Below are 19,666 nucleotides of genomic sequence, written 5' to 3' on the forward strand. Positions count from 1 at the left end.
GTGTGGTTCGCGGTCACACCGGGCCGGTGATCAGGAAGCCCAGACGTCGCAGCGGCTCGTCGAGCAGACGGGAGCCTCCGTACCCCTGCCATTGTTCTGTGGTCCACAACCCTCGGCAACGTTCACGTTGCACTTGAACCTTAGATCTCTCGCGAACGTTCGACCTGGGTCGAAGGTTGCCTTCTCCGCCACTCTACCGGCGTTGACTGGACACGGCCCGACCATCGGCCATGCGGCGCGTCAGCATGCCTTCGACCAGCAGCTTCACCGGGTCACGGGCGTGTCCGGTGTCGAGATGTCGATGATCTCCGCCTCGGTGAAATCCTCGGCGGAGGAGGCCAGGATCGCCTCCAGCACCGTGGCCTTCGCCTCGCCCAGGTCTTCCCCGCCCCACAGGACGGTGCGCCCGTCGTCGAGGATGAGCTGCACCGAGTCGATGGAGTCCGCGGTGGCGGAGTCCATCGCCTCCCGGGCTGAGGGGGGAAGCTCTCCCAGGACCGAGACGATCGTGCGGAACACCGCCTCGTCCTGCAGCGCCGCCTGGTGGCTGATCCGCGGCGTGGCGTACCCCTGCGCAGCATCGTCGCCGGCGTCCTCGAAGCTGCGGATGACCTCGCCGTGCTCGTTGTAGAACAGCAGCCCGTCGCCCTCACGCACCTCCGCCACCGGCGGATGCTCGACGACCTCCACCGTCAGCGTGTCCGGCAGCTCTCCCTGGACGATGACGTCCTCGACGACCGCCTCCTCGGCCAGCAGGTCCTGGACCTGCGCGTTGCCGACCTGCGGCAGGGGTCGGCCGTAGAGGGGCTGGAGCAGCTCCTGGGCGCGCTCATCGGTGAGCAGGTCGTTGCGCTCCACCTGCACCTGCTGGATCGTCAGCAGCGGGGAGAAATAGAGCACCGCGACGACGGCGACCAGCACACCCAGCACGCCCGCGGCCCAGCCGAAGCGCCGACGACGGCGGCGGCGCGCCCCGACGACCTCCGGCTCGGGGAACGGCAGCGGCTCGGCAGTCTCCGAATCGGCAGTCTCCGAGTCGGCAGAGCTCCACTGCTGGTCCTCCTCGGGCCCGCCTCCGTCGTCGAAGACCTCCTCAGCGGCGATCCTCGCGCGGCGTGGCCGCTCCGCCCCCAGGGCGACGACCGTGCCGTCCTCCTCCAGCTGCGGGTCAGCGGCGGCACGACGTTCAGATCCCGGCACGTCACCACTGGGGTCCGTACCGCCAGGATCCGCTGCGCGGAGATCCTCCCGGGACTCCTCGGCATCGGGCTCCATGGGCGTGATTGACGGGGTCCCCCCGGGACGCGGTGCGTAGGGGCGACGAGGGCGGCGGGGACTCATCCGCGCAGCGCCTCCACCAGGTCAGGGCCCAGCGCGGTGACGTCACCGGCCCCGAGCGTGAGGATGATGTCCCCGGAACCGGCTGCTCCTGCGACGACTCGGATCGCCTCCCGGCGATCCAGCCGTCCTCCCGCGGGGGCACCGGCACGGGCGAACAGGGGTTCGGCGATGAGCTCGGAGGTCACTCCAGCGATGGGCTCCTCCCGAGCCGGATAGACGTCGAGCACCGCCACCGTGTCCGCGGCCGCCAACGCCTGGGCGAAGTCCTGGGCGAAGAGCTGGGTCCGGCTGAAGAGGTGCGGCTGGAAGACCACGTGGACCCGGCCCTGCTCCCCCACTGCGGAGCGAGCGGCCGTCAGGACGGCGGCGACCTCCGTCGGGTGATGCGCGTAGTCGTCGTAGACCCGCACACCGCGGTGTTCGCCGCGGTGGTCGAAGCGCCGCGCGGCGCCTTGGAAGTGCTCCAGCGCCTGGGCGCCCTCGTGGAGGTCCAGACCAGCGCGCAGGCCCACGGCCAGCGCTGCCAGCGCGTTCATGGCGTTGTGCAGACCCGGCACGGCGAGGCTCACCTGCGCCTGCTCGGCATCGGGCCCCTGCCCGGTGCGCACGGTGAACCGTTGCCCGAGCGCGCCGACGGCCGCCTCGGCGTGGCCCTCCAGGCGCAGATCCGCCTCCGAGGACGTCCCGTAGGACGTCACCGTGACGCCCCGGGCCGTCAGGTCGGACGAGACCTGCTCGAGCAGTCGGCGGGCTCCGGAGTCATCACGGCAGATGATGAGCTCACCGCCGTCGAGGATGCGCTGGGTGAAGTCCACGAAGACCTGGTGGACGGCCTCGGCGGTGCCGTGATGGTCCAGGTGATCGGCCTCCACGTTCGTGATGATCGCGACCTCCGGGCGATAGTTCAGCAGCGACCCGTCGGACTCGTCGGCCTCGGCCACGAACCAGTCACCCGCCCCAGAGGCCGCGTTGACGCCGAGTCCGGCCACCGTCGCGCCCACGGCGAAGCTCGGCTCCAGTCCGCTCTGCTCCAGCAGCACCGTGGTCATCGACGAGGTGGTGGTCTTGCCATGGGTGCCGGCCACCGCCACGGAGCGGCGTCCGACCATCACCGCGGCCAGCCCCTCGGAGCGGTGCAGCACGCGCAGGCCACGGCGCTGGGCCTCGTCGTACTCCGGGTTCCCCTCGGCGGCGACCGATGAGGCGATGATCGTGCTGATCCTCTCCCCGGTCTCCCGCTCGACGGACGCGATGTTCTCGGAACGGTAGCCCACGCGAACTGCGGCCCCTGCCGCGCGGAACTCGTCGAGCACCGGCAGCTCCTTGCCGTCCGTGCCGGAGATCGGCACGTCGGCGGCCTGCAGCAGACGCGCCACGGCCGAGACGCCGACACCGGCCAGACCCAGAAGGTGGACCCGTCCCAGCTGTGCGGGGGTCAGCGGCTCCTGCACGGGCTCCTGCATGGGCTCCTCAGAGGCGGTTCCGTCGCTCATCGCTCTCCCTCCCCGCGTCCTGCGGCGTCCAGCGCGGCCCGGGCCATGCGTTCGTCGGCGTCGGTGATCCCTCGCTCGGCGGCGTGACCCTCCATGGTGCGCAGCAGCCGCGGGTCGGCCAGCAGCGGGGCCACATTGCGCCTGATCCAGTCCTTGGTGAAGTGCTCGTCCTTGACCAGCAGAGCCCCTCCGGCGTCGACGAGCTCTCGGGCGTTGAGCTCCTGCTCACCGTTGCCGATGGGCAGCGGGACGAAGACCGCCGGCAAGCCCACCGCGGCGATCTCGCAGACGGTGGCCGCCCCGGACCGGGCGACGATGAGGTCCGCGGCCGCATAGGCCTGCTGCATCCCGTCGAGGTACTCGCGCTGATGATACCCCTCACGCGCCACGGGCACGCCGGACTCGTCACGCACGATCTTGTCCCGGCCGGTCAGGTGCAGCACCTGTGCCCCGGCGGCCAGCAGCTCGTCGAGCGAGTCGGCGACCGCTCGGTTGACCGAAGCCGCGCCCGAGGAGCCTCCGGTGACCACCAGCGTCACCTGCTCCGGATCCAGGGCCAGCTCACGGCGAGCCGTCTCGCGCGCTGCGGAGCGGTCGAGCTGGGAGATCTCCCGGGACATCGGCATGCCCACCCACCGGGCTCCCTTGAGCGGGGTGCCCTCGAAGGCCACACCGCTGAACATCGCCAGCCGGGAGCCCAGGCGGTTCGCCAGACCGGGCCGGGCGTTGGCCTCGTGGATGACCACAGGCACTCCCAGACGCCGGGCCGCGAGATAGACAGGAGTGCACACGTATCCCCCGACACCGATGACCACATCGGCGTCCCGGGCGGTGAGGATCGCGGCGGCGTCGTCGACCGCCTTCCGGAATCGTCCGGGGAAGCGCACCAGGTCCCGCGAGGGCCGCCGGGGCATGGGGACCTTCTCGATGGTCTCCAACGCATATCCCGCCTCCGGCACCAGACGCGTCTCCAGCCCTGTTTCGGTGCCGATCATCGCCACTCGCGCCTGGGGCGCGAGCCGCTCCACGGCTCGGGCGACGGCGATCATCGGGCTGACGTGGCCGGCGGTGCCGCCGCCGGCGAGGACCACAGAGGGTGTGCTCATGGAGAGACGGCCTTCTTCCTGTTCTGGCCGGCAGGACGCCGACTCCGTTCTGGACTGTGTTCCGGGACCCGGGAGCGGGTCACGCGAGAGGAGGTGCGGCTCTCCCCTGTTCGAGTCTCCTCGGGTCGAGCATGGCCCCGATCGCGATCCTCGCGGCGGCGTCGGTGCGCGAAGTTCAGCACCACCCCGACCGCCAGCAGGGCACAGGTCAGCGCGGAGCCGCCATAGGAGATGAACGGCAGAGGCACCCCGATGACCGGCAGCAGACCGGTGACCATCCCGATGTTGATGGACGCCTGGCCCACCAGCCAGGCGGCGATGCCCATGCACGCCAGCCGGGCGAAGCGGTCCGTGGTGTTGGTAGCGACCCGGAAGATCCCCAGGATCAGCGCGCCGAAGAGCAGCAGGACCACCAGGGTGCCCAACAGCCCCAGCTCTTCGCCGAGGATCGTGAGGATGAAGTCGTTCTCCACCTCAGGGATGTAGTGCCACTTCTGCCGGGACTGGCCCAGGCCCACGCCCCAGAAGCCGCCGGTGGCCAGCGCGTAGATGCCCTGCTGGGACTGGTGGCAAGGGTCCGAGGCGTGGTCACAGTTCATGCCCAGCCAGGCCTGGATGCGGAAGAGCCGGTTAGAGCTCGTCCAGGCCAGGAGCAGGACGGCGACGACGGCGGAGACCGCGGTCACCGCGAAGTAGCGCCAGGAGACGCCCACGGTGAACAGCAGCGTGCCCACCATCAGCAGGATGATCAGGCTGGTGCCCAGGTCACCACCAAGCAGGACCAGCACCAGGATCGACAGGGCACCGGGCAGCACCAGCGGCATGACGCAGTGGACGAATTGCCGGACCAGTCGTCCCTTCCGGGTGAGCACCGCCGCGCCCCACAGGACCAACGCGAGTTTGGCCAGCTCCGAGGGCTGTCCCTGGACCGGGCCCAGGCGAAGCCAGTTCTTGGAGCCGTTGACCTCATGCCCCAGCGGGGTGAAGACGACCAGCGCCAGCAGCAGCCCGGAGAAGATCATCAGCACCCAGCCGAACAGGCCCAGGGCACGGTCGGGCAGCCGGGAGATCAGGAACATGCCGATCAGCCCGACTCCGGCCCACATCCCCTGGCGGATGAACAGGGTGAAGGAGCTTCCGGAGTTTCCGAAGGCGTCCACCGAGGAGGAGGAGAGCACCATGGTCAGTCCGATGGCGGTCAGTGCCAGGGTGGAGCCGAGCACGAGCCAGAAGTTGGTGTGGGCGCTGCCACCCTCCGTGAAGCGCCAGAAGCGGCGGATCCTGCCGGACCAGCGGGAGGCACGCTCGACCTTCCATCCGCCGGGCTCCCCGGCGGGCGCCTGCGCCTCCGTCACGCCTCCTGCGTGGGGCCCGGCGGTCTCGACGACGTGGATGCGGCTGCGCAGCTCCTCCGGGGAGGGCTCCGCGGCCGGACGGGAGGCGCCTGCTGCGGCGTCCTCCGCATCCGCGGCCGTGGTCGGCCCGTGCTCGGCAGGGGCCGCCTCCGGACGCGAGTCCGGAGCCGATGGTGCGGGCCGCCTGACGGAGGGGAGACGGGGTCGTCGGTCGTCCATGCCGTCCTCCTGATCCGTGGTGCTCTCCTCAGCGGTCCTCGGTCCGCTCCTGCTCAGCCTGTTCCGCGTGCGCCGGCCCCGGCCGGGCCTCGCCGGCGTGGCGCCGGTCCATGAGCGCGGCGACCGCCTCGATGAAGGCCTCACCGCGCGCCCCGTAGGAGGCGAACTGGTCCATCGACGCTGCGGCGGGAGCCAGCAGAACGGTCTGGTTCGGCTCCGCCCGCTCGACGGCCACGTCGACGGCGGCGCGCATCGCGTCGGCGCCGTCCTCTCCACGGAGCCGCCGCTCCAGCGCAGGGAGCGGGCCGCCGTCCCCATCATCCCCCACGCGTCCACCGACCACCGGCACGCCGGGCGCGTGTCGCTCCAGGCTGGATCTCAGCTGGGAAGAGTCCCTGCCCAGCAGGATGACCTGCCTGAGCCGCGGGGCCACCTCAGCGACGAGCTCGTCGTAGACGACACCCTTGGGCAGCCCTCCGGCGATCCAGACGACGTCCTGGAAGCTCTTCAGCGAGGCCGCCGCGGCATGCGGGTTCGTGGCCTTGGTGTCGTTGACCCACAGCACGTCCTGGGACTTGGCCACCGGCTGGATCCGATGCTCCCCCGGTTCATAGGCACGGATGCCCTCCCGGACGGCCTCCGGTGAGACTCCGGCGGCGCGCGCCAGAGCGGCCGCGGCCAGCGCATTGGCCACCAGGTGCTGAGGCGCCATGGGACCGAAGTCGGCCAGCTGGCCGATCTCCAGGGCCTGGCGGTGTCGTTCCGCGAGGAAGGCGCGATCCACCAGGACGTCCTCCACCACACCCAGCATGGAGGGGCCGGGCGTGGCCGTGGTGAATCCGATCGCCCGGCAGCCCTCCTGGACATCGGCCTCGGCCACCATCTGCTCGGTGGCGAGGTCCTCCGCGTTGTACACGCAGGCGACTCGGGTGTTCTCGAAGATCCGAGCCTTGTCCGCCCGGTACTGCTCGAACCCTCCGTGCCAGTCCACGTGGTCGGCGGCGATGTTCAGCACGGCAGAGGCCACCGGATCGAGCAGCTCGGTGTAATGCAGTTGGAAGCTCGAGAGCTCGACCGCCAGCGTCTCGAAGCCCTCGGGGTCACGGATGGCGTCCAGCACCGGCGTGCCGACATTGCCGCAGGCCACAGCACGGCGGCCGTCGGCCCGCAGCATCGATTCCAGCAGACCCACCGTGGTGGTCTTGCCGTTGGTGCCGGTGAGCACCAGCCAGTCCGGCTGCCGGGCCCCGGGCCGTGCCCCGAGGCGCCAGGCCAGCTCCACCTCGGACCAGACCGGCACCTGCTGCCGCAGCGCTGCGGCGATGATCGGCGCATCGGGCCTCCAGCCCGGGGACGTGACGACCAGCTCGGCAGGCTCGCCCTCCACGGCGGGCAGCTCGGCGGTGTGTCCGGCGCCGAGCAGGACCTCGACCACGCCGACGAGCTCCAGGGTCTCGGCGTACCTCCGCTGGGCCTCGCCCGTCCCGCCGTCGACGACGACGACCCGGGCTCCGAGCTCGGCCAAGGTGTCCGCGGCCGCGAAGCCCGAGACGCCCAGCCCGGTCACCACGACGCGCAGACCCTCCCAGCCAGCGTCCCAGCCGAGGAGGTCGGGACGGACGACCGGGAGCCGACGATCCTGTGGCGGCCCCTGCTCCTGAGGTGCCGGGGGGTGGAGCGCCCCGCTCACTGCGTGAGCACCCACTCGCCGTAGAAGACGGCCATGCCCATGCCGACGGTCAGAGCGCCGATGATCCAGAAGCGGACCACCACGGTGACCTCGGCCCAGCCCTTGAGCTCGAAATGGTGCTGCAGCGGCGCCATCAGAAACACGCGACGCCCCCCGGAGATCTTGAAGAATCCGACCTGGATGATCACCGAGAGGGTGATGATGACGAAGAGTCCGCCGAGGATGACGAACAGCAGCTGGGTGTGGCTGAGGATCGCGAAGGCGGCCAGCGCACCGCCCAGCGCCAGAGATCCGGTGTCACCCATGAAGATCTTCGCAGGAGACGTGTTCCACCACAGGAATCCGATCAGCGCGCCGGTGACGATGCCTGCCAGCAGCGCAAGGTCCATGGGGTCTCGCACCTGGTAGCAGACCGCGTCGACTGCACGGACTCCGCCGCAGGACTGGTTCGACTGCCAGATCGACATGATCGTGTAGGCGGCGGTGACCATGGCCGTGGCGCCGGCGGCCAGGCCGTCGAGTCCGTCGGTGAGGTTCACTCCGTTGGTGGTCGCCGTGGCGATGACGTTGGCCCAGATCACGAACAGGATCGCCCCGAGGATCGGGCCCGCGAAGGCCAGGTCCAGAGCGGTCTCCCGGACGAAGGAGATCGCCGTGGAGCCGGGAGTGATCCCGCGGGGGTCAGGGAAGTTCAGCGCGAGCACCGCGAAGAGCACACCGACCACGGCCTGGCCGGTGATCTTCGCCCATGGGGTCAGACCCAGGGACTGCTTCCTGCTGATCTTCGCGAAGTCGTCGGCGAAGCCCACCAGGCCCATGCCGACCATGAGCAGCAGCAGGAGCATGCCCGAGGCGGTCGGTCCGGTGGTCTGCTCACGGGTCAGCACCAGGAACAGGTGCGTCACGAAATAGGCGACCACCACGGCCAGCACGATGACCGCGCCGCCCATGGTCGGTGTTCCCCGCTTGACGTGATGCGAGGTCGGACCGTCGTCCCGGATGAACTGGCCGTAGCTGCGCTTCACCAGCAGCCGGATGAACAGCGGGGTGCCGAGGAGGGTCAGGATCAGGCCCAGGACCGAGCCGATCACCACTGCTACCACGAGGCACCTGCCTTCCCGCCGTCGACGTCGTCGGAGCCCTTCGCGGCGATCCGATCTCCCAGCAGTCTAAGTCCTGCGCCGTTCGACGACTTGAACAACACGACATCGCCGCTGACCAGCTCCTGGTCGAGGTGAGCCTCAGCCTCCTCGGCGGTGGCGACCCAGTGCACCTCGGAACCCCAGCTGCCCTCGGCCACGGCACCTCGGTAGAGCGGATAGGCGGCGTCACCGACCACCAGCAGGCGGTCGATGTTGAGCCGGACGACGGTCTCGCCCAGCTGGGCGTGCCGGATGATCGACTCGTCACCGAGTTCGAGCATCGCTCCGAGCACCGCCACCGAGCGACGCCCGGAGGGCCGGGTGACCATCGCCAGGGTGCGCAGCGCCTCACGCATGGACTCAGGATTGGCGTTGTAGGCATCGTTGATGACCGTGACCCCGTCGGGCCGCTCGGTGCGCTCCATGCGCCAGCGGCTCCCGGGGCCCAGGCCGTCAAGCCTCTCGACGATGCGCTCGCCCGCCACTCCGACGGCTCGTGCCGCGGCGACCGCGGCCAGAAGGTTGGTCACGTGGTGGGTGCCGGTCAGACCGCTGGTGAGCTCGTGCATCTCCTGACCGAGGAACAGGGTGAACCGGACGTGGCCGTCGTCGTCCAGACGGACCTCCTTGGCCGTGACCGCGCCCTCGACGGCGTCCATGGAGTCCGCGGAGAACCAGGTCACCGGGGCGGAGGCGACGTCGGCCATGCGACGGACCTGCGGATCGTCGTCGTTGAGGATGACCACCCCCTGGGCGCCGACCTCCTCGACCAGCTCCTGCTTGACCTCGGCGATGTGGTCCGCGCCGCCGAACTTGCCGGCGTGGGCGGAGCCGACCATCAGGACCACGCCGACGTCGGGACGCACCATCTGCGCCAGGTAGCGGATGTTTCCGGGTGCGTCCGCGCCCATCTCGACCACGAGGTATCGGGTGTCCAACGACGCGGTGAAGACCGTCAGCGGGACGCCCACCTCGCCGTTGTAAGAGCCCTTCGGCGCCACGGTGGGTCCCTCCTTCTCGAGCACGGCTCGGAGGAGGTCCTTGGTGGTGGTCTTGCCGGCCGAGCCGGTGATGCCGATGACGGTGGTCGGAGAGTGAGCCCTGATGCGGCTCACGACCTGCGCGGCGAGGCGTCCCATCGCCTCGACGACGTCGTCGACGATGACGGCCGGATGCGGCCTCCCCGCCGGATCGGTGGTCTCCCGCTCAGCGAGCACCAGGGAGGCTCCGGCCGCGAGCGCGGCGTCGATGAACAGGTGGCCGTCGGTGATCTCGCCGGGCTTCGCGATGAATAGGGAACCCGGTTCCATGGCGCGCGAATCCGTCTCCGCGGCGGAGACGATCACCGCCTGCGGGTCATCGAGGCCGGAGAGTCGGCCGGAGGTGATCTCGGCGATCTCAGCCGCGGAGAGCTCGATCATGCTGTCTCGGGTCCGATCTGTGGGGTCGTGTCGGGCAGTGCGGTCCGGCGGTGGGCGGCGTCACCCATGGTCGTCGGACTGCTGGGCTGGACTGTTCCGGACGCCGTCGGTCTGGAGGCTGCTCTGCCGCACGGTGGAGTCCATGATCTCCCATGGGGAGTGGCCGTGCCGGAGCAGCGCCTCGCTCAGCTCCACCCGGTCATCGATCGGGCGGTGCTCCCCGGCGAAGTCCTGGTGCACCTCGTGGCCACGCCCGGCCAGTATGACGGTGTCGTCGGGAGAGGCCACGGCGACGGCGCGCTCGATCGCCTCGGCGCGCGGGGCGATCTCCTCCAGCTGCGTGGTGAGGCCGCCTGACTCCACGGCCTCTCGGGCGCCGGCCATCACCTCGGCGCGGATCTGCGCCGGGTCCTCCCCGTGGGGATCATCGTCGCTGATGATCACGTGATCAGCCATGCGGGCTGCGATCGCCCCCATCGTGGGGCGCTTGCTGCGATCCCGCTCCCCCGCGGCGCCGATGACCAGGATGATCCGGCCCTCTCGCTTCGTCGCGGCGGCCGCGTCCAGGGTACGGATCATCGCGTCGGGGTTGTGGGCGAAGTCCACGATCGCCGCCGGCGTCTCACACAGGACCTGCATGCGACCCGGCACGCTGATCGTGAAGGGGTCACGCTCCTGAAGGACTTCGGCCACCTCCTGTCGCCCATAGGGAGCATCAGGCGCCTCCAGGACCATGACGGCCGCAAGTGCCGCGTTGGAGACGTTGAACAGCCCGGGCAGGCCCGTACGGGTCCGGAGGCGCTCACCGGTGCGGGCATGATGCAGCGTGAAGCGGTGCCCCATCCCGTCAGACTCGACGTCGACGACCTGCCAGTCCACCTCCGCGGCCTGCCCAGCAGTCGCCAGAGTGACCACGCGGCCGGTGGCCACCGAGGCCATCTGGTGGCCCCAAAGGTCGTCCACGGTGATCACCGAGGTCCGCGTGCGACGACGGGTGAAGAGCTCCGCCTTGGCCGCGAAGTACTCCTCCATGGTGCCGTGCAGATCCAGATGGTCCTGCGTGAGGTTGGTGAATCCGGCGACGTCGTAGTACAGGCCCGCGGTCCGCCGATAGCTGATGGCATGTGAGGAGACTTCCATGGCGGCCGCGGCGATGCCACGCTCCCGGAACAACGCCATGAGACTGTGCAGCTGAACCGCCTCGGGGGTGGTCAGCTGGGAGGGGATGGCGTCTTGGCCCGCGCTGATCTCGATGGTGCCGATCAGCCCGGTGTGCTGGCCCCGCGGACGATGCAGCTCCTCGAGGAGCGAGCGCAGGAAGTAGGTGGTGGTGGTCTTGCCGTTGGTGCCGGTCACCCCGAACAGCGCCGGCTCGGAGGCCGCGGTGTTCCCGTAGATGACCGCGGCGGCCGGTCCGACGGCCTCGCGGACGCGCTGCACCTGCAGCACCGGGACTCGGTAGCCCACCTGATGCCGGACACGGTCCACCCCTGCGGCATCGGTGAGCACCGCCGCGGCGCCGGCGTCGACGGCCTGCCGGGAGTAGTCCGCGCCGTGCGCGCGAGCACCGCTGACCGCGACGAACAGGTCCCCCGGTCCGACGGCCTGGGGGTTCATGGCGGCTCCGCTCAGCCGCGTCTCGTGTTCGCGACGCCCCACAGGCGTGAGCAGCGGCTCATAGCCGGCCGCCTGCAGCTCCTCGGTGAGGACGCCCACAGTGGTGCCGTGCACCTTCCGGGGCCTGAACACGCTGTCCTGCTCCGCGATGGAGAGCGTGGCGTCTGGGGTGGGCATCGAGTCTCTCGTTCCGGTGGGGGGGGGCAGATGGGCTGGACCGTTGAAAGTTCTATCACGACACCGCAGCTCCGGTGGGCAGCTCGGGATGCGACATCGGTGACACCGCCGGTGACCTGCACGGAGCTGCCCTTCCGGCTGTCATCCGAGGGTCATCGGACGATCATCGCGGCGCTCACCATGGCCTGTCCTGATCGTCACCGACGAAGGCGTCGTAGGCCTCCGACTCCTCTCCGGAGGGCGGGACGTTCCGTGTGCTCAGCACGTAGGACATCACATCGGAGAAGGTGTCGGCCACCGTCCAGTCCCGCCAGTTGCCCTGCGGGCGGTGCACGGTCACGGACACCAGATACTGCGGGTCGTCCAGCGGTGCGACGCCGATGAAGGACGTCGTATGCCCGTCGAAGCCTCCCCCCTCTCCGGCAGCCTGCCCCGTGCCGGTCTTGCCGCCCACGCGGTAGCCCGGGATCTGCGCGGCCCTCGCGGTTCCGTGATCCACCACGCCCTCCATGAGCTTGAGCATCTCCTCGGAGGTCTCTGAGGAGAAGACACGCTCGGAGCCGCCCTCCACGGGATGCTCGGTGCCGTCCGGGTCGATGTAGGAGTCGATGAGCGTGGGATCCACCCGGACGCCGTCGTTGACGAAGGTCTGGAACTGGCTGATGTTGTGCAGGACCGTGGTGGTGTAGCCCTGGCCGAACTGCGTGGTGAAGGGCTGCCGGGCGTCCCACTCCTCGGGAGGACGCAGCACGGAGTCCGCGGAGGAGGTCAGCCCGACGTCGAGCTCCTCTCCGATGCCGACCCGGCGCATCCAGTCGTAGCGGTCCTGCTCGGACACTTCGTTGCCGATCATCACCGTGCCGGTGTTGTAGGACCGGGCGAAGATGCCGGCGGCCGTCATGTCGAAGGTCTCATGGCGCATGGAGTCGTTGATGACCTGGCCGTCGAACTCCTGACGGTTCGGCACCGTGAACGCGTCGGTGGGCAGGACTGCGCCCTCCTCCAGTGCCAGGGCGAAGGTGATGCCCTTGCCGGTGGAACCTGGTTCGAAGTCCTGGGTGAGCGCGATGGGCCTCCGGAACAGCTCATCGGTGGCGCCGGGGTCAGCCGGATCCACCGTCTCCGAGTCTGCCATCGCCAGGATCTCGCCGGTCCGGACGTCCATGATCGTGACGTTGCCCCAGACGGCGCTGTACTCATTGGCCTTCTGGGCGATCGCCTCCTGGGCGAACCACTGCAGGTCCTGGTCCACCGTCAGGCGCACGTCCTGTCCGTCCTCGGCAGGGATCTCCTCGAAGGGCGCGGTGGGGATCCGGACGCCGTCGGCGGCGATCTCGAAGGTGCGTTCTCCGTCGGTGCCGGAGAGTGCAGAGTCCTGAGCGAGCTCGAGGCCCTCCAGCGGGGCGCCGTCGGACCCGACGAAGCCCAGGATGGAGCCCGCGACCGCCCCGGAGGGGTAGGTGCGCTGGGACACCGGCTCGGCATAGAGCCCGGGGATGTCCAGGTCCTCGGCACGTCGACGCTCGTCGGGGGTGATGGAACGCGCGAGGACCGAATAGGCGCGGTCTCCGCTCATCCGCTCCTCCAGGTCATCCGGTTCGGCATCCAGGATCTCGGCGAGGTCCGCGATGGCCGTCTGCAGGGGCATGGTGGTCCACAGACCGGTGACCTCGTCACGGACTCTGAAGTCATCGACGAGCCGCTGGTCGACCACCAGGTCGTAGCGCTGCACGCTGGTCGCCAGGGTGCGCCCCTCGGCGTCAAGGATGTCTCCACGCTCGGCGGGCAGCGGAATGCTGCGCAGACGCTCGGAGACGGCGGCCTGGGCGTGTCCGGAGGGGTCGAGCCCCTGCACGTGGAACAGCCTCACCCCGAGCACGAGCAGCAGCGCGATCAGTGCCGCGAGGCCGATACGCATGCGCTGGGACATGACCTTCCCCTCACGCGTGCGGCGGTCGTCCACGCTCTGATTCGACGTCACCATCGCTGCTGGGATCCTCCGAGGTCTGAGGGGCGGTCGGCGGACGGGACCGGGCACCGACGGTGCGGAGCCCGACGGCCGAACGCCGTCAGTTCAGTCCGGGAGCCGGGATGGTCCCGCCGTTGAGCCGCTGAGGACTGTCATCGGATCCGCCATCTGTGGCCGGCTCCTCCGCCGCCTGCTGTCCATTGTGCCCCGGGGCGGGCAGGGTCAAGGTGTTCAACGCGCCGGTCCCGAGCATCCCGGAGGGCGAGCCGCCGGCCTGCTCCGCGACATCCAGCGAAGGCGCCATCTCGTCCCCGGGCTGCACCGGTGTCGAGACGAAGCGGGACGGGCGATCGGCCGAGTCCGCGGCCTCGGCCGATCCGCTGACCTCAGCGGTGGCGAGATCGAACGCACCCGCCTCGGACGGCATCACCATGCCCAGCGAGACGGCCGTGTCGGAGAGCACCTGGGGCGACTGCAGGTGCAGGACCTGCTGCTCGAGCGCCTGATTCTGCTGGGTGAGCAGCTGGTGCTGGTTGCTGAGCTCCACGACCCGATACTGGGCGTTCGACACGTGGATGTTGACCGCGAGCACCACGGCGAGCGCGGCGACCATCAGGGCGATGATGCCGGCGGTGAGACCACGATGGCGGCGGCGCACCTTCGGCAGCGCACGCAGGGCCGGCGCAGCCAGGCCGAGGGACTGCTGCGGCCTTGCAGCGGAGCGCGCCGGGGACAGGTCCTGTTCGGGAACAGCCTGTGTGCTCATCGTGTGCTCCTCACAGCTTTGATCTTCTCAGCCGATCGCAGTTTCGCGGAGGCGGCTCGCGGGTTGACGGCCATCTCCTCCTGGTCTGGAATCTCGGCCCCGCGGGTGAGCGGTCGGAAGGTGGGCCGGTGCTCCTCGAGCTCCACCGGCAGCCCCTGGGGTGCTGAGGATCTGGTCCGAGAGGTGATCGACTGCTTGACGAGCCGGTCCTCCAGGGAGTGGTAGCTCAGCACCACGAGCCTGCCGCCCAGCGGCAGGGCGTCCATGGCACGCGGCACGGCCTCGGCCAGGACCTCGAGCTCGCGGTTCACCGCAATGCGCAGCGCCTGGAAGGTGCGCTTGGCGGGATGACCGCCGGTGCGCTTGGAGGCACCCGGGACGGCGGCATCGACGACGGCCGCAAGATCTGCGGTGGAGGTGAACGGGGTGCTGCCTCGCCGGGCCACGATGCGTGACGCGATCCGTCCGGCGAAGCGCTCTTCGCCGTACTCCTTGAGGATGCGGCGAAGATCGGCCTCGGTGATCCGGGCGAGGAGCTCGGCGGCCGTCTCGTCCTCAGAGTCCGCGGCGGCGTCCATCCGCATGTCCAACGGAGCATCGTAGGAATAGGCGAAGCCGCGTTCGGCCTCGTCGAGCTGAAGGGAGGAGACGCCCAGATCGAAGAGGATCCCTGCCAACGCCTCTCCGTCGACCAGCTCCTCCGCTGCGACCTCGTCCGCCCGGTCGTAGACGGTGCGGACCCCGCGGAACCTCTCTGCGTAGGCGGACAGCCGTCGGCCGGCCAGCTCCAGGGCCTGGGTGTCTCGGTCGAGGCCGATGACCCGGACATCGTCGCAGGAGGACAGGAGCGCCTCAGCGTGGCCTCCCATGCCCAGGGTGGCGTCGATGACCACCGGCGCATGTCCGGCCCGGCGAAGGACGTCCGCGCCGCCGAGAAGCAGCTCGACGCATCGATCGCGCATCACGGGGACGTGCCGGTCTCCAGGACTCCGCTCTGCCATGTTCGCCTCCCGATGCCGGAGAGGATCCTTGACCAGGTTCCCCCTCCGCGCCGATGCCGCCTGACACCGGGGAAGGGATGTCAGGATGCGCTCGGAGCGGCTGGAGAACTCGCCCAAGGACCCTCTCGCCTGTTCGTGGTTCCGTGCGGCGTGCCGCACGCTGGGGCATCCCGGAGGATGCCGTGCACCTAGAAGATTCCCGGAATGGCCTCCTCGTCCGTCGACGAGAACTCCGACTCCTTCTCCTCCAGGTAGGCGTTCCATGCTGCGCTGTCCCAGATCTCAGCCCGGTCCCCCGCGCCGATCACCGTGACATCGCGATCGAGCCCCGCGTACTCCCGCAGAGCCGACGGAATCGTGATGCGACCCTGCTTGTCCGGCGTCTCGTCCGAGGCGCCGGACAGGAACACGCGGATGTAGTCACGTGCCTGTCGAGAGGTCAGCGGGGCCTGGCGCATCTGCTGATGCACGTTCTGGAACTCCCCCGTGCTGAACACGTAGATGCACCGTTCCTGCCCGCGTGTGAGGACCAGACCTTCGGCCAGATCGTCACGGTACTTCGCGGGGAGGATCAGACGACCCTTCTCGTCCATGCGCGGGGTGTAGGTGCCGAGGAACACAGCTCCCACCGCCTCACATGTTCGCGCTGAATCGCCCTCCAGGAACCCTCTTCCCTCTCACGCCCTCCACTTTACCCCACTTCCCCCCACTTTCAACCCACATGCGCCATGCCGCCCCGGGGAGATCCGATTGGATCCACCGTCACATCGAGCTGACATGGAGTTTCATGGAACGGCAGGAGGTGGTGGGAGGTGGGGCGCCGCGGCAAGGTCGGGCCGTTCGGAGGCCCTCACGGCGTCGCCGGAGGGCAGCGGCAGACCGCCTGTGGCGGGAAGTGGGGACCCGCGTGGTGGGAAGTGGGGACCCGCGTGGTGGGAAGTGGAGGACTCGCGTGGTGGGAAGCGGAAATCCCGAGCAGCATCCGAGGAGGCGGGTCGTCCGCGCCCCCACCATCATTCGACGCCGACCGCCGGACACAGCGAAGCCCTCCGGGAGGATCTCCCAGGAGGGCTTCGAAAATCTCTCAGGCCACAAGGGGCACCAGAGCGAGGGCCGCCGCGCCGCCCAGTGGGTCGCGCGGGATCAGTGCGTGGGCCGGGCCAGGACGATCAGTCCTGGCGACGGCGCTCCTCCCAACGCTGCTCGAGCCCGCTCATGAATGAGCCCGAGGGGCTGGGTGTCGTGCCACGGGGGCCTCCCCCGCCTCCGCCGCCGCCGTTCCCTCCGGAACCTCCCCGGGACGATCCTGCCCCGGTGCCTCCGGTGGTCGCGAAATAGACGCCTGCACCCATGACGAGGAAGCCGACGACCCCGACGGGGATCCACTGGCTGTAGATGCTGAAGAGCAGGACGACGAGACCGAGGACGGCGATCAGGAGCCCGAGCACCAGGTTCCGGATGTTGACCTTCCCGGTGGGCGCCTCCTGCATCGACGTCGCGAAACCGGGGTCCTCGGACTGGAGCTGCTCCTCCAGTTCCTTCAGCATGCGCTGTTCTCGCTCCGAGAGTGGCATCGTGACGCTCCTTGCAGTCGCCGGCGGTCGCTGTCCCTGGGCGTCCTTCTTCGCACAGGGTCCAAGCAGGTTCGCCTGGAATATCATTCTACCGTCTCGGCGGGCCCGAGACCTAGCTGTGATCCGTCCTGTGACAGTGCTGTGACCGAGTGTTCAGCTGACGTCCAGGTTCAACTTCCGCGCACGTCGGAGCTGGATGCCGCCGGTCACGAACCCCTGCGACATCGTGACGCCGCCGGGTCACCCGCTCTCCCTGGACCCCGCAAGGGACGAGCTCAGCCGACGTCGTCCGGAGCGCTGCTCTGCTCGTCGGCAGAATCGGCGTCTTCCCGCCCCGCGCCCTCCGACCGCAGGAGCGAAGCCGGCCCCACCGCGGCGCTCGGGAAGCGACGCGCGACGGCGTCGAGCACGTTCTCGGCATCGATCCAGTTGGTCTCAGCCCGGTCGAAGCTGAGCTGCAGCGCTCCGCCGTCGTGATGGAGCCGCTCGGCGCGGATCCCGATCAGCCGCACCGGCTGAGCCCGCGGACCGAGCCGATCCAGGAGCACCGCCGCCCGGGAACGGATGGTCAGGGCCGACTGGGTGGGGTGGGTCAACGTCGCACTGCGGGTGAGCGTCTCGAAGTCCCGGTAGCGCAGCTTCAGGCTGATGCCCTGGGCCGACATCCCCGCGGCGCGCAGCCGGGCCGCGATCCGATGGCTCAGGCGCAGGATCTCCTCGTGGAGCTCCGCGGTGGAAGAGACGTCCTGGGCGAAGGTCTCCTCCGCCCCGATGCTCTTCTCCTCCCGGTGGGGCTGCACCGTCCGCTCGTCATCTCCCCAGGCCAGCCGACGCAGGTGGGAACCGGTGACGCCGAAACGCCGACGCAGCAGATCCTCCGGGGTCTCTGCCAGCTGACGCACGGTGCTGATGCCGAGCTGCTCCAGCGCGGCGGCGGTGGTTCCGCCCACGCCCCAGAGCGCCCGGACCGGCAGGCTGTGCAGAAAATCGAGCCGCTGCGACGGCGGCACCACGAGTAGTCCGTCAGGTTTGGCTCGGGTCGATGCGATCTTCGCGATGAACTTGCGATCGGCGATGCCCACCGTGCAGGGCAGCCCGAACTGTTCCCGGACGTCGCGGCGGATGGTGCGGCCGATCTCCTCCGGCGTCCCCAGCCGTCGTCGGGCTCCGGTCAGGTCCAGGAACGCCTCATCGACGCTGAGCTGCTCGACGGCATCGGTCACCGTGCCGAAGTACTCCATGATCCGCAGCGAGAACTCCCGGTACCGCAACGGATGCGGGGGCAGGATCAGGGCGCGCGGGCTCAGCTGCCGGGCGCGTCCCAGCGGCATCGCCGAGCGCACACCGTCGGCCCTCGCCTCATAGGACGCCGAGAGCACCACTGAGCGCCCCGAGTCCTGGGCCACGATGAGCTTGCGTCCGCGCAGCTCCGGCCGCTCCAGAAGCTCGACCTCGACGAAGTAGGCGTCCATGTCCACATGCGCCAGGATCCGCGGCCGCCGGTCCTGCCGCGAGGGAGTTCCTGCGTGCATGCTCCCAGGGTACTCAGCTGCTCTGACCCGGAACCCGACGGCGACTCGACGGGATAGGCTGGCAACCGCCGTCCCGGTGCCTCGGCGCCCAGCGGTCACCACGTCCCGACCCCAGGAGGCCACCCCGGATGCGGACCCCGGACTTCATCGCCCACGTCACGACCTGCTGCACCCACCACGTGGACGAGCGGCGGCTCGAGGTCGCAGAGATCTCCCCGGACGCCGCACCCCTGGTCGAGACGCTGGCGGCGCTGACGCGCGGAGGCAAGCGGCTGCGTCCGGTGCTCGCCTGGATCGGCTGGAGGGCGGCCGGGGGCGGGGCGGGCTCGCACCCGGCATTGGACCGTCTCACAGTCTCCCTTGAGCTTTTCCAGGCAGCGGCGCTGGTCCACGACGACGTCATCGACCGCTCGGCGACTCGCCGCGGCCAGCCGAGCGCCCACCGGCGCTTCGAGACGCTCCACGGCCAGCAGGCGTTCACCGGAGACCCGGTGCACTTCGGGACCTCCGGGGCGATCCTGGCGGGCGACCTGGCGCTCTCCTGGGCAGGCGAGGCCTTCGCCGGGGCCGAGGCGGCCGCCCGGGACCGGCACGGCGCCGAAGAGGCGCTGGCCGCCGCGCGCCGCAGCTTCCAGCAGATGCACACCCAGGTGATCACCGGCCAGTACCTCGACGTCCACGCCGAGGTGGCCCCCGCTGCCGAGGACGAAGGCCAGGCCGTGGTCCGTGCCCGCCAGGTGCTGCGCTACAAGGCAGCCCGATACTCCACTGAGCACCCCGTGGTCCTGGGCGCCGCGCTGGCCGGCGCGCAGGAACCCCTGCGCCGACTCCTGGCCGCGGCCGCCCTGCCCGTGGGCGAGGCCTTCCAGCTCCGGGACGACCTGCTCGGCGTCTTCGGCGACCCCGAGACCACCGGCAAACCGGTGGGTGACGACCTGCGCGAGGGCAAGCGGACCGAACTGGTCGCCTACGGACTCTTCCGCTCCCCCGCACCCGCGGCGCGCGAACTGGAAGCGATGCTCGGTGACCCGGAGCTCTCTGCCGCCTCCGTGGAGCGCGCGCGGGAGATCCTCACCGACGCCGGCGCCGTCGCGGAGGTCGAGCGCAGCATCGAGTCGCTCCTGGAACGTAGCCACGAGGAGGTGCGCCGACTGCGCGAGGCGGGCGTGGCCGAAGACGTCCTGAAGGACCTGCAGGATGTCAGCGACCGTCTGGTGCGGCGCAGCAGGTGAGCAGCCCCGAGTCTTCGCTAGGCTGGACCAG

15 protein-coding genes are annotated in these 19,666 nt (G+C 70.0%); 1 reads left to right on the plus strand and 14 read right to left on the minus strand.

The genetic code is table 11. The features are described from left to right. Positions 1-264 precede the first annotated feature (264 nt). From ODE13_RS00205 to dinB, 14 genes are all read right to left on the minus strand, one after another. A complete protein-coding gene (locus ODE13_RS00205) occupies positions 265-1,275 on the minus strand; it encodes a cell division protein FtsQ/DivIB (RefSeq protein ID WP_322477468.1) in 1,011 nt (336 codons plus the stop codon). A gap of 62 nt (positions 1,276-1,337) precedes the next feature. Beyond that, complete coding sequence (murC, locus tag ODE13_RS00210) at positions 1,338-2,804, minus strand: UDP-N-acetylmuramate--L-alanine ligase (RefSeq protein WP_322477873.1); 1,467 nt, start codon at positions 2,802-2,804, stop codon at positions 1,338-1,340. Positions 2,805-2,830: 26 nt separating this feature from the next. Then, positions 2,831-3,940: an undecaprenyldiphospho-muramoylpentapeptide beta-N-acetylglucosaminyltransferase gene (gene murG / locus ODE13_RS00215; RefSeq protein ID WP_322477469.1), complete on the minus strand. Its 1,110-nt coding sequence runs from the start codon at positions 3,938-3,940 to the stop codon at positions 2,831-2,833. After that, entirely contained in the window at positions 3,937-5,514 is a 1,578-nt protein-coding gene (gene ftsW / locus ODE13_RS00220; protein WP_322477470.1) for a putative lipid II flippase FtsW, read from the minus strand. Before ftsW ends, murG begins: the two co-directional genes overlap by 4 nt. 28 nt (positions 5,515-5,542) lie before the next feature. After that, entirely contained in the window at positions 5,543-7,093 is a 1,551-nt protein-coding gene (murD, locus tag ODE13_RS00225) for a UDP-N-acetylmuramoyl-L-alanine--D-glutamate ligase (RefSeq protein ID WP_322477874.1), read from the minus strand. 107 nt (positions 7,094-7,200) lie between these two features. Next, the gene (mraY, locus tag ODE13_RS00230; protein WP_179542496.1) at positions 7,201-8,307 is read right to left on the minus strand and encodes a phospho-N-acetylmuramoyl-pentapeptide-transferase; all 1,107 of its coding nucleotides are present in this window, start codon (positions 8,305-8,307) and stop codon (positions 7,201-7,203) included. Next, positions 8,301-9,767, minus strand: a complete 1,467-nt coding sequence (locus tag ODE13_RS00235) for a UDP-N-acetylmuramoyl-tripeptide--D-alanyl-D-alanine ligase (protein ID WP_322477471.1) — start codon at positions 9,765-9,767, stop codon at positions 8,301-8,303. The genes mraY and ODE13_RS00235 overlap by 7 nt, the downstream gene beginning before the upstream one ends. A 60-nt stretch (positions 9,768-9,827) precedes the next feature. Then, positions 9,828-11,561 carry a UDP-N-acetylmuramoyl-L-alanyl-D-glutamate--2,6-diaminopimelate ligase gene (locus ODE13_RS00240; protein WP_322477472.1) on the minus strand — a complete coding sequence of 578 codons (1,734 nt, stop codon included), beginning with the start codon at positions 11,559-11,561 and terminating at the stop codon, positions 9,828-9,830. A gap of 175 nt (positions 11,562-11,736) precedes the next feature. Then, complete coding sequence (locus ODE13_RS00245; protein WP_246348841.1) at positions 11,737-13,545, minus strand: peptidoglycan D,D-transpeptidase FtsI family protein; 1,809 nt, start codon at positions 13,543-13,545, stop codon at positions 11,737-11,739. Between the two features lie 85 nt (positions 13,546-13,630). Next, entirely contained in the window at positions 13,631-14,296 is a 666-nt protein-coding gene (locus ODE13_RS00250; RefSeq protein ID WP_322477473.1) for a hypothetical protein, read from the minus strand. Further along, positions 14,293-15,297, minus strand: coding sequence for a 16S rRNA (cytosine(1402)-N(4))-methyltransferase RsmH (gene rsmH, locus ODE13_RS00255; RefSeq protein ID WP_322477474.1), 1,005 nt, complete (start codon positions 15,295-15,297; stop codon positions 14,293-14,295). Before rsmH ends, ODE13_RS00250 begins: the two co-directional genes overlap by 4 nt. A 188-nt stretch (positions 15,298-15,485) precedes the next feature. Continuing rightward, the gene (mraZ, locus tag ODE13_RS00260) at positions 15,486-15,917 is read right to left on the minus strand and encodes a division/cell wall cluster transcriptional repressor MraZ (RefSeq protein WP_322477875.1); all 432 of its coding nucleotides are present in this window, start codon (positions 15,915-15,917) and stop codon (positions 15,486-15,488) included. Positions 15,918-16,466: 549 nt separating this feature from the next. Next, entirely contained in the window at positions 16,467-16,871 is a 405-nt protein-coding gene (locus tag ODE13_RS00265) for a DUF3040 domain-containing protein (RefSeq protein WP_179542491.1), read from the minus strand. A gap of 275 nt (positions 16,872-17,146) precedes the next feature. Beyond that, a complete protein-coding gene (gene dinB / locus ODE13_RS00270) occupies positions 17,147-18,403 on the minus strand; it encodes a DNA polymerase IV (protein ID WP_322477475.1) in 1,257 nt (418 codons plus the stop codon). A gap of 128 nt (positions 18,404-18,531) precedes the next feature. Between dinB and ODE13_RS00275 the strand changes: the two genes are divergently transcribed. Then, positions 18,532-19,635 carry a polyprenyl synthetase family protein gene (locus ODE13_RS00275; RefSeq protein WP_322477476.1) on the plus strand — a complete coding sequence of 368 codons (1,104 nt, stop codon included), beginning with the start codon at positions 18,532-18,534 and terminating at the stop codon, positions 19,633-19,635. The last annotated feature ends 31 nt before the right edge of the window (positions 19,636-19,666 follow it).

The organism is Nesterenkonia sp. HG001 (assembly GCF_034438835.1).
Lineage (GTDB): Bacteria > Actinomycetota > Actinomycetes > Actinomycetales > Micrococcaceae > Nesterenkonia > Nesterenkonia xinjiangensis.